Below are 9,339 nucleotides of genomic sequence, written 5' to 3'. Positions count from 1 at the left end.
AAAGAGATCCCAACGTTACAATCCCCCATCACCCATCAAAAGCCGAGCCCGACCCCCATGCGTATCCTCGGCATCGACCCCGGCCTCCGTACCACCGGCTTCGGCGTGCTGGAAAAGCACGGCAACAAGCTAACCTACATCGCCTCCGGCACCATCAAGAGCGACGGCGACAGCGGCCTGCCTGCCAGGCTGAAAACCCTCTTCGACGGCATCAGCGAAGTCACCCGCACATACGCGCCCGATTGCGCCGCAATCGAGAAGGTATTCGTCAACGTCAACCCGCAATCCACGCTGTTGCTTGGCCAGGCCCGCGGCGCGGCGATTTGCGGGCTGGTCACGCATGGCCTGCCGGTGTTCGAGTACACGGCACTTCAGTTGAAGGTGGCGGTGGTCGGCTACGGCCGCGCCAACAAGGAGCAGGTGCAGGAAATGGTGATGCGCCTGTTGAGCCTGACGGGACGCCCCAGTTCCGACGCGGCGGATGCCCTGGGCATGGCAATCTGCCATGCCAATGGCAGCAACACGCTCACCGCCCTGACCGGGCTGGCCCCGGACCTGGTGCGCAAGGGCATGCGGGTACGGCGTGGGCGGCTGATCGGTTGAGCGAGCCCAGGCGGCCAAGCCGCTGCTGACGCACCTCCAAGTCTCCTACAATCGAGCGATCGCCCGTCAAAGGATGCCGCATGCTCCGCTCGCCTCGCGCGTTCCGCGCCTTGAATCCGCCCCGCTCCGCTCGCTTGCCGGCGCTGTTATCCGCGCTGGCTGCCGCGGTTCTCGCCGCCTGCGCCGCGCCGCCGCCCGTGGCCACTGCCCCGGCAGCGCCGGCCCCTGGCCCGGCCCCGGCCGTGCCAAAGGCACTGGTGATCGGGCATCGCGGCGCGAGTGCGCTGCGCCCTGAGCACACGCTGGCGTCCTATCAACGCGCCATCGACGACGGTGCCGACGTGGTGGAACCCGACCTGGTGATGACGCGCGATGGCGTACTGGTGGCCCGGCACGAGAACGAAATCGGCACCACGACCAACGTGGCGGAGCTGCCCCAGTTCGCCAGCCGCAAGCGCATCAAGGTGATCGACGGCGAACGCCTGGATGGCTGGTTCACCGAAGACTTCACGCTGGCCGAGCTCAAGACGCTGCGCGCGCGCGAGCGTATCGCACAGGTGCGCAAGGCCAATACCCAGTACAACGACAAGTTCGAGATCCCCACCTTCGACGAAATCATCGATCTGGTGGCCAAGGCATCGCAACGCAGCGGACGCGTGATCGGCCTGTACCCGGAAACCAAGCATCCGAGCTATTTCCGCGGCATCGGCCTGCCGCTGGAGGAGAAGCTGGTGGCCACGCTGCAAGCCCATGCGTACACGCGCAGCGCGCCGGTGTTCGTACAGTCGTTCGAGACCGGCAACTTGCGCGAGATGCGCCAGCGCCTGGCCCAGGGCATGCCTAATGTGAAGCTGATCCAATTGATGGGTGGCGCGAAGAACCGGCCTGCCGACTGGCGCCTGGCCGGCGACACCCGCACCTACGCCGACATGATGACGCCGATCGGCTTGCGCGAAGTGGCCAGCTACGCCAACGGCATCGGCCCGGAGAAGTCCAGCGTGGTGCCCCGCGACGCCAATGGCAACCTCGGCACGCCGACCGCGCTGGTGCGCAACGCGCATGCGGCAGGCTTGCTGGTCCATCCCTACACCTTCCGTCCGGAGAACACCTTCCTGCCGCGCAACCTGCGCACCGGCGGCGACGATGCCACGCGCAGCCCCGCCGGCATGGTGCGCGAGGTGCAAGCCTTCCTCGCTGCCGGCATCGACGGCTTTTTCACCGACGATCCCGCGCTGGGACGCCAGGCGGTGGACACGCTGGGCCGATAGCCGATAACAGATAGTCGATAGCCAAGTGGCCCGGCCGCGCCGGTACACCGTACGCTGGGCTACACTGGCGGCCTTCGCGATGGCGGGCCTTCCCCCGCGCTGGCCGCCGCCGCACTCCTTTCCCATCCCGGCGCGCGCGCCGTAATTCGCTGCAGACACTACACCATGATCGGACGCATCGCCGGCACCCTCATCGAGAAGAATCCCCCGCACCTGCTGGTCGATTGCCACGGCGTCGGCTACGAGATCGACGTGCCGATGAGCACCTTCTACAACCTGCCCGCCGTCGGCCATCCCGTCACCCTGCTGACCCAGCAGATCGTGCGCGAGGACGCGCACCTGCTGTACGGCTTTGGCAGCGCTACCGAGCGCAACACCTTCCGCGAACTGATCAAGATCACCGGCATCGGCGCGCGCATGGCGCTGGCGGTGCTCTCCGGCATGTCGGTCAGCGAACTGGCGCAGGCCATCACGCTGCAGGAAGCCGGACGGCTGACGCGCGTGCCGGGCATCGGCAAGAAGACCGCCGAGCGCCTGCTGCTCGAACTCAAAGGCAAGCTGGGCGCCGAGCTTGGAGCAGCGCCCGGCAGCACGCCGGTGCACGACAACGCCGTCGACATCCTCAACGCGCTGCTTGCGCTCGGCTACTCGGAGAAAGAGGCAGCGCTGGCGATCAAGCAGGTGCCCGCGGGCACCGGCGTGTCCGACGGCATCAAGATGGCGCTGAAATCGCTATCCAAAGGTTGACCCGGCCGGATCACGGGCGGGCCAGGGACGCTCCCGGTGCTGAGCCTGCGCGGCGTGCGCAGGACTCGCGCGGCCGGCGCCACGCCCGGAAGGGCTACAATCCAACCACTTTGCCCGCATCCGTAACATGATCGAAACCGACAAGCTAGCCACCGAGCGGGGCGCCGATCGCGTGATCGCCCCCACCGCCGTCTCCCCCAACGAGGAGGCCTTCGAGCGGGCGCTGCGTCCCAAGCTGCTCGACGAATACGTCGGCCAGGAAAAAGTGCGCGGCCAGCTAGACATCTTCATGCACGCCGCGCGCAACCGGCGCGAAGCGCTCGATCACGTGCTGCTGTTCGGGCCGCCGGGGCTGGGCAAGACCACGCTGGCGCACATCATCGCCCGCGAAATGGGCGTCAACCTGCGCCAGACCTCCGGCCCGGTGCTGGAACGCCCGGGTGACCTGGCGGCGCTGCTGACCAACCTGGAAGCCAACGACGTCCTGTTCATCGACGAAATCCACCGCCTGTCCCCGGTCGTCGAGGAAATCCTGTACCCCGCGCTCGAGGATTACCAGATCGACATCATGATCGGCGAAGGCCCGGCCGCACGCTCGGTCAAGCTGGACCTGCAACCCTTCACGCTGGTCGGCGCCACGACCCGCGCGGGCATGCTGACCAACCCGCTGCGCGACCGCTTCGGCATCGTGGCGCGGCTGGAGTTCTACACCGCCGAGGAACTATCGCGCATCGTCACGCGCTCCGCCCAGTTGCTGGGTGCCCGCATCGACCCGCTGGGCTCGCTGGAAATCGCACGCCGCGCGCGCGGCACGCCACGGATCGCCAACCGGCTGCTGCGCCGCGTGCGCGACTTTGCGGAAGTCAAAGGAGATGGAAACATCACTCGCACCATCGCGGACGCCGCGCTCGCCATGCTCGACGTGGACGCGGTCGGCTTCGACCTGATGGACCGCAAACTGCTGGAAGCCATCCTGCTGAAGTTCAGCGGCGGCCCGGTGGGCGTGGATAACCTGGCCGCTGCCATCGGCGAGGAGCGCGACACCATCGAGGACGTGCTCGAGCCCTTCCTGATCCAGCAGGGCTACCTGCAGCGCACGCCGCGGGGCCGCATGGCTACGGCCGCCGCCTACCGGCACTTCGGGCTGGCGGCGCCCGGCGAGAGCGATTCGGCCCCGGCCTGAGCGGCATCGAAACCCGCACATCGAAGCCGCACATCGAAACCCGCATTAAGTAGTTTCGAGGCCCGCAGACAATTCTTTTGTCGTGCATTGCTGGCTGCTCCCTCCTTGTCCACAATGACTTAGCCCCGACCGCCAAGGCAAGGCGACAACTCACGGCAGATGCCCGACGGCCGGCTAACTGATCCCTGACAGGAGAGAGCACATGAATCGACGCCACTTTGTCACCCGACTGGCGGGCTCAGGCCTGGTCGTGGCCACCGCGTTCGCGGCTGGCTGCACCACCACCGGCGCCTATGCGCCAACCGATGCGGCGGCCAAGAAGAAAGAAATCGACGCGGGTGCCGACGGCGCGCTCAACCGGCTGTTCACAACCGTCGACAGCTCGCGCGAGCTGGCCTCGCGCGCCCAGGGCATCCTCGTGTTCCCGCGCGTGCTGTCGGCAGGGCTGGTGGTCGGCGGCGAATACGGCGAGGGCGTGTTGCGCTCCAAGGGCGCCTCGGTGAACTATTACCGCACCACCTCGGCCTCGATCGGCGCGACCGCCGGCGGCCAGTCCAAATCCGTGGTGGTGATGTTCATGACGCCCGATGCTTACGACAAGTTCGTCAACAGCAGCGGCTGGACAGTTGGTGCGGATGCCGGCGTGGCGCTGGCCAAGGTCGGTGCCAACGGCAAACTCGATACGATCACCGGCCAGCAGCCGGTGATCGGCTTCGTGCAGACCAATGCCGGGCTGATGTTCGATGTGTCGCTGGACGGCTCCAAGATCAGCAAGCTGAACATCTAGCCGCAGCCCGCGCAGGCAGCCCTGGCCCGGGGCGACCCGGCCAGGGCGCGCGCTCGTCTACAGTGTGGCGGGGCAAGTTGGCGGCGCGGCTGGCATAATCGCCCAAAAATCGCCCCAGGAACACCCCGATGACCACGTCAAGCGCCACGTCCGCCTACAGCGGGCGCGTCTATCGTTACTACGATCTCGTGATGGTGGCTTTCGTCACGGTCCTGCTGTGCTCCAACCTGATCGGCGCGGCCAAGGCGGCCCAGGTCACGCTGCCGGTGATCGGCCCGGTGACCTTCGGCGCGGGCGTGCTGTTCTTCCCGGTTTCGTACATTTTTGGGGACGTGCTGACCGAGGTCTACGGCTACGGGCGTGATCGCCGCGTGGTCTGGGCCGGATTCGCGGCGCTGGCGTTCGCCACCTTCATGAGCCTCGTGGTGCTGAAGATGCCGGTGGCGCCCTTCATGAGCGATTACCAAAAGAGCCTGGAAGACGTCTTCGGCAATACCTGGCGCATCGCGCTGGGCTCGCTGATCGCGTTCTGCTGCGGCAGCTTCACCAACAGCTATGTGCTGGCCAAGATGAAGCTGTGGACCAACGGCCGCTGGCTGTGGACCCGCACCATTGGCTCCACGCTGGCCGGCGAGCTGGTCGATTCCTCGCTGTTCTACGTGATGGCCTTCTACGGCATCTGGCCGCTGGAGAAGGTGATCCAGGTCGCCATTGCCCAGTACATCCTCAAGACCGCATGGGAAGTGGTGATGACGCCGGTCACCTACAAGGTGGTGAACTTCCTCAAGCGCGCCGAGCGCGAAGACTACTACGATCGCAATACCGATTTCACGCCCTTCCGCCTGCGGGTGTAAGCCGCGCCCGGCGCGGCCAGCGCGGCTCAGGGCACCCTGCGGTCGACTTCGTCGAGGGTAAGCGCTTCCAGGTGGCCCACGTCCGCCCACTGCATGACCGTGAGCCGCACGCTGTCACAGCGCAGCCGGTTGATGCTGGCATTGAGCAGCTCGTGCCGGCGCGGCGCCTCCAGCGTCATGTCGTTGGCTTCGCGGTACAGGCAGTCCAGCACGCCGCCGTGCGCCACCAGGGCGATGCGCTCGCCGGGATGGCGGCGCCCGAGCGCCAGCGCGGCTTCCACCGCGCGCTCATGAAACGCCAGCAAGGACTCGCCGCCATCGGGCGCATAGTCGGGAACCCGCGCTTGCCACCTGGCGAAATCCTCGGGCAGCTGCTCGGCCACTTCCGCGTAGGTCATGCCTTCGAGCGCGCCGTAGCAGCGCTCGCGCAAGCGGGGATCGGGTTGCACCGCCAGGCCGAGCGCCTCGGCCAGCGGCGCCGCCGTCTGCATCGCGCGCGACAGGTCGCTGGCGTAGACCGCATCGATCGGCTCGACCGACAGCGCCTGGGCCAGGGCATCCGCCTGAGCCACGCCGGTGGCGTTGAGCGGAATGTCGAGCTGGCCTTGCAGGCGCCGCTCGCGGTTCCATGCGGTCTCGCCGTGGCGGATCAGGATCAGGTGGGTGAAGGCCAGCGAATGCGGCCCGGGCAATTGCGACATGCCGTTTCCTTTAGGCGATTTAGGCGGCGCTACGCTGTGCTGCCGTGGCGCCCCTGGCGCGCAGCGCTTGCGCGCCGCGCGGCCCGTGCTTACTTCGCCGGCTGGCCGGCGAGTTTCGGATTGAGGGTATAGGTGCCGGTGTAGGCAGCCTGCGCCAGCACGTGGCCCTGGATGGCCTCGCGCACCATGGCGCCGGTGAAGGTGCCCTCTAGCGGCAAGCGGTCCAGGTCGAGCGCGTAGACGGTGAACACGTAGTGGTGCACCAGGCTGTCGTTCCACGGCGGGCAAGGGCCGTCGTAACCGTAGTAGTCGCCCTTCATGTCCGGGTCGCCGGCGAACCAGCCGGTGTAGTCGTTCAGGCCGTGGCGCAGCCCGCCTGCCGCTGCCGTGCCGCCCGTGGCCTCGGGGCCCGGCTTGCCGCGCGCGATCACGCCATCGCTGTGGGTGCCCGCGGAGATGGTGCGCAGCCCCATCGGAATATCCACCAGCACCCAGTGAAAGAAATCCACGCGCGGCAGCGAGGCGGGCACTTCGCGGCCTTCCTGGTTGACGTCGTCGCCACGGCTGGGCACATCCGGATCGTGGCAGATCAGGACGAAGGATCGTGTCTCGGCCGGGGCCTCGTCCCAGTGCAGGTCGGGATTGCGGTTGCTCGAGAGCGTCACGTGGGTGGCGGGATCGATCGCACCGAAGGCGAATTCGACGGGAATGGGCCCTTTGTCGGCAAAGGCCTTGCTCCAGAGTTTCATGTGTCTCTCCTTGCTGGTAGGCGCCGCGCGCGGCGCGGCGTGCGGGATCAGGCCGTGGCCGGTCCCGGCGGTGAGGTAAGGCGGTAGCTGAGTTGCAGCAGGCCGTCGTCGAAAGCGCGATGCGCGGCCAGGCGCCAGTCCGACCGCCCGCTGCCGGTGAACAGGGCAATGCCCTGCCCCAGCACGATGGGATGGACGAACAGCTCCATCGCATCGACCAGGCCAGCGGCCAGGCAAGCCTGCGCGACCTGCGCGCCGCCAAGCAGCCAGATGTGCCCGTCGCGGTCCTTGTGCTCGTGCTTGAAGCGGGCCAGCCATTGCTGCACCGGCTCGGCCTCCTGTTCGATCCGCCAGGGGCCGCCTTCGGGCCGCGCCAGCGGCCTGGCACTGCTGCAGAACACATGGAAGGGCCGGTCGCCATAGGGCCACGGCCCGAAGCCGAGGCTCTGCTCGTAGGTGATACGGCCCGACACGATACGGTCGACGCTGGCGAGGAAGGGTTCGAAGCCGTAGTCGCCGGCGGTAAACAGCCAGTCCACCCCGCCGTCTGGCGAGGCGATCATGCCGTCGAGGCTGGTGGCAATGAAAAGGGTGACGGTCTGGGTCATGGGCGATCAGGCGGGCGCGGCGGCCGGCGGCACGCGCAGCCAGAAGGTGACCGGACCGTCGTTGACCAGGCTGACCTGCATCATCGCGCCGAACTCGCCGGTCTGCACCTCGCCGTGCGCGGCGCGCGCACGCGCCACGAAATGGTTGTAAAGACGTTCGCCATCGGCGGGCGCCGCGGCCGGGGTGAAACTGGGCCGCGTGCCACTGTTGGTATCGGCTGCCAGCGTGAACTGCGACACCACCAGCAGGCCACCGCGCGTGCCGCGGCCATCGATGTCCTGCACGGGCAGGTTCATCTTGCCGGCCTCATCGGAGAACACACGGTAGGCCAGCAGCTTGGCGAGCAGGCGTTCGGCCTGCGCTTCGGTGTCGCCGCGCTCGGCGCAGACCAGCGCCAGCAGCCCGGCGCCGATCTCGCCGGTGGTGCGGCCATCGACAGTGACGCGGGCCTGAGCGACCCGCTGGATCAACGCAATCATGAGCCGTTCCTGCCCGGCCTCAAGCCAGCGTCACGCGTGCGAAGCGGCGCTTGCCCACCTGCACGACGTAGCTGCCGGCCTCGACCTTCAACCCCTTGTCGCTGACGACGGTGCCGTCGATCTTGACGCCGCCCTGCTCGATATTGCGGTTGGCTTCCGACGTGGACGGCACCAGGTTGGCCTGCTTGAGCAACTGGCCGATGCCCAGCGGTGCGCCGGAAAGGCTGACCTCGGGGATTTCGTCGGGCACGCCGCCGCGCGCGCGGTGGTTGAAATCCTCGAGCGCGCGGTCGGCGTCGGCTGCGCTGTGGAAGCGCGTGACGATCTCCTGGCCGAGCATCACCTTGCAGTCGCGCGGATTACGGCCCAGCGAGATCTCCTGCTTCATCAGGTCGATCTCGCTCATGGGGCGGAACGACAGCAGCTCGAAGTACTTCCACATCAAGTCATCCGAGATGCTCATCAGCTTGCCGAACATCTCGCTCGGGGCTTCGGTCACGCCGATGTAGTTGCCCTTGGACTTGGACATCTTCTCCACGCCATCCAGGCCCACCAGCAGCGGCATGGTCAGGATGCACTGCTGCTCCTGGCCGTATTCCTTCTGCAGCTCCCGGCCCACCAGCAGGTTGAACTTCTGGTCGGTGCCGCCCAGCTCCAGGTCGGCCTTGAGCGCGACGGAGTCGTAGCCCTGCATGAGCGGGTAAAGGAACTCATGCACCGAAATCGGAATCCCAGTGCGGAAGCGTTTGGTGAAGTCGTCGCGCTCCATCATCCGCGCCACGGTGTACTTGGCCGCCAATTGGATCATGCCGCGCGCGCCCAGCGGATCGCACCACTCGCTGTTGTAGCGGATCTCGGTCTTGGCCGGATCGAGCACGAGGCTGGCCTGGCTGTAGTAGGTCTGGGCGTTGGCCTCGATCTGCTCGCGCGTGAGCGGAGGACGGGTGGCGTTGCGCCCGGACGGATCGCCGATGGTGGAGGTGAAATCGCCGATCAGGAAGATGACCTGGTGGCCCAGGTCTTGCAACTGACGCATCTTGTTGAGCACCACCGTGTGGCCGATATGGATATCGGGCGCGGTCGGGTCCAGCCCCAGCTTGATGCGCAGCGGCACGCCGGTGGCCTCGCTGCGCGCGAGCTTGGCCAGCCATTCGGATTCGACCAGCAGTTCGTCGCAACCGCGCTTGGACACCTCCAGGGCGTGCATCACGGTGGGCGTGAGGGGGTAGGAAGTGGCAGCGCCGGAGGAAACTTCAGTCATGACGTAAGTCTTTGAAAAACATGAGAATTCAGACGGCGGCACAAAACGGCTTGCGGCCGGTTTTGGTATAATCCGCGCTTCTTGTGCAAACGGGAATG

At 66.9% G+C, this 9,339-nt stretch carries 11 protein-coding genes; 6 read left to right on the top strand and 5 right to left on the bottom strand.

What is annotated here, in order from left to right; all coding sequences use genetic code 11:
- The first annotated feature begins 57 nt into the window (after positions 1–57).
- The 6 genes from ruvC to A9975_RS10395 all read left to right on the top strand — a co-directional run bounded on the left by ruvC (position 58) and on the right by A9975_RS10395 (position 5,442).
- Positions 58–603, top strand: coding sequence for a crossover junction endodeoxyribonuclease RuvC (ruvC, locus tag A9975_RS10420; RefSeq protein WP_174427462.1), 546 nt, complete (start codon positions 58–60; stop codon positions 601–603).
- A gap of 80 nt (positions 604–683) precedes the next feature.
- Positions 684–1,871 (top strand): glycerophosphodiester phosphodiesterase, encoded by a 1,188-nt coding sequence (locus A9975_RS10415; RefSeq protein WP_183032618.1) that lies wholly within the window; start codon positions 684–686, stop codon positions 1,869–1,871.
- A gap of 165 nt (positions 1,872–2,036) precedes the next feature.
- Complete coding sequence (ruvA, locus tag A9975_RS10410; RefSeq protein WP_150988018.1) at positions 2,037–2,618, top strand: Holliday junction branch migration protein RuvA; 582 nt, start codon at positions 2,037–2,039, stop codon at positions 2,616–2,618.
- A gap of 127 nt (positions 2,619–2,745) precedes the next feature.
- Entirely contained in the window at positions 2,746–3,801 is a 1,056-nt protein-coding gene (ruvB, locus tag A9975_RS10405; RefSeq protein ID WP_183032617.1) for a Holliday junction branch migration DNA helicase RuvB, read from the top strand.
- 202 nt (positions 3,802–4,003) lie between these two features.
- Entirely contained in the window at positions 4,004–4,588 is a 585-nt protein-coding gene (locus tag A9975_RS10400) for a YSC84-related protein (RefSeq protein ID WP_183032616.1), read from the top strand.
- Between the two features lie 128 nt (positions 4,589–4,716).
- Positions 4,717–5,442, top strand: coding sequence for a queuosine precursor transporter (locus A9975_RS10395; RefSeq protein ID WP_183032615.1), 726 nt, complete (start codon positions 4,717–4,719; stop codon positions 5,440–5,442).
- Between the two features lie 26 nt (positions 5,443–5,468).
- On the opposite strand, the gene A9975_RS10390 is transcribed toward A9975_RS10395, so the two are convergent.
- The 5 genes from A9975_RS10390 to tyrS form a co-directional block, all read right to left on the bottom strand.
- Positions 5,469–6,143, bottom strand: coding sequence for a histidine phosphatase family protein (locus A9975_RS10390; protein WP_183032614.1), 675 nt, complete (start codon positions 6,141–6,143; stop codon positions 5,469–5,471).
- An 89-nt stretch (positions 6,144–6,232) separates the two neighbouring features.
- On the bottom strand, positions 6,233–6,892 hold the full coding sequence (locus A9975_RS10385) for a YbhB/YbcL family Raf kinase inhibitor-like protein (protein ID WP_183032613.1): 660 nt from the start codon (positions 6,890–6,892) through the stop codon (positions 6,233–6,235).
- A 47-nt stretch (positions 6,893–6,939) separates the two neighbouring features.
- Positions 6,940–7,500 carry a dihydrofolate reductase family protein gene (locus A9975_RS10380; protein ID WP_183032612.1) on the bottom strand — a complete coding sequence of 187 codons (561 nt, stop codon included), beginning with the start codon at positions 7,498–7,500 and terminating at the stop codon, positions 6,940–6,942.
- Between the two features lie 6 nt (positions 7,501–7,506).
- A complete protein-coding gene (gene dtd / locus A9975_RS10375) occupies positions 7,507–7,980 on the bottom strand; it encodes a D-aminoacyl-tRNA deacylase (RefSeq protein ID WP_183032611.1) in 474 nt (157 codons plus the stop codon).
- Between the two features lie 19 nt (positions 7,981–7,999).
- On the bottom strand, positions 8,000–9,241 hold the full coding sequence (tyrS, locus tag A9975_RS10370; RefSeq protein WP_150988003.1) for a tyrosine--tRNA ligase: 1,242 nt from the start codon (positions 9,239–9,241) through the stop codon (positions 8,000–8,002).
- Between the last annotated feature and the right edge of the window lie 98 nt (positions 9,242–9,339).

This window comes from Cupriavidus sp. UME77 (assembly GCF_014170355.1).
GTDB lineage: Bacteria > Pseudomonadota > Gammaproteobacteria > Burkholderiales > Burkholderiaceae > Cupriavidus > Cupriavidus basilensis.
The sequence above is the reverse complement of the archived record's forward strand: the minus strand, read 5'-3'. Positions and strand labels throughout refer to the sequence as shown.

What these genes read in the sequence shown, in the direction of transcription:
- ruvC (WP_174427462.1), top strand. Translation starts at nt 58, where the DNA reads ATGCGTATCCTCGGCATCGACCCCGGCCTCCGTACCACCGGCTTCGGC.
- A9975_RS10415 (WP_183032618.1), top strand. Translation starts at nt 684, where the DNA reads ATGCTCCGCTCGCCTCGCGCGTTCCGCGCCTTGAATCCGCCCCGCTCC.
- ruvA (WP_150988018.1), top strand. Translation starts at nt 2,037, where the DNA reads ATGATCGGACGCATCGCCGGCACCCTCATCGAGAAGAATCCCCCGCAC.
- ruvB (WP_183032617.1), top strand. Translation starts at nt 2,746, where the DNA reads ATGATCGAAACCGACAAGCTAGCCACCGAGCGGGGCGCCGATCGCGTG.
- A9975_RS10400 (WP_183032616.1), top strand. Translation starts at nt 4,004, where the DNA reads ATGAATCGACGCCACTTTGTCACCCGACTGGCGGGCTCAGGCCTGGTC.
- A9975_RS10395 (WP_183032615.1), top strand. Translation starts at nt 4,717, where the DNA reads ATGACCACGTCAAGCGCCACGTCCGCCTACAGCGGGCGCGTCTATCGT.
- A9975_RS10390 (WP_183032614.1), bottom strand. Translation starts at nt 6,143, where the DNA reads ATGTCGCAATTGCCCGGGCCGCATTCGCTGGCCTTCACCCACCTGATC.
- A9975_RS10385 (WP_183032613.1), bottom strand. Translation starts at nt 6,892, where the DNA reads ATGAAACTCTGGAGCAAGGCCTTTGCCGACAAAGGGCCCATTCCCGTC.
- A9975_RS10380 (WP_183032612.1), bottom strand. Translation starts at nt 7,500, where the DNA reads ATGACCCAGACCGTCACCCTTTTCATTGCCACCAGCCTCGACGGCATG.
- dtd (WP_183032611.1), bottom strand. Translation starts at nt 7,980, where the DNA reads ATGATTGCGTTGATCCAGCGGGTCGCTCAGGCCCGCGTCACTGTCGAT.
- tyrS (WP_150988003.1), bottom strand. Translation starts at nt 9,241, where the DNA reads ATGACTGAAGTTTCCTCCGGCGCTGCCACTTCCTACCCCCTCACGCCC.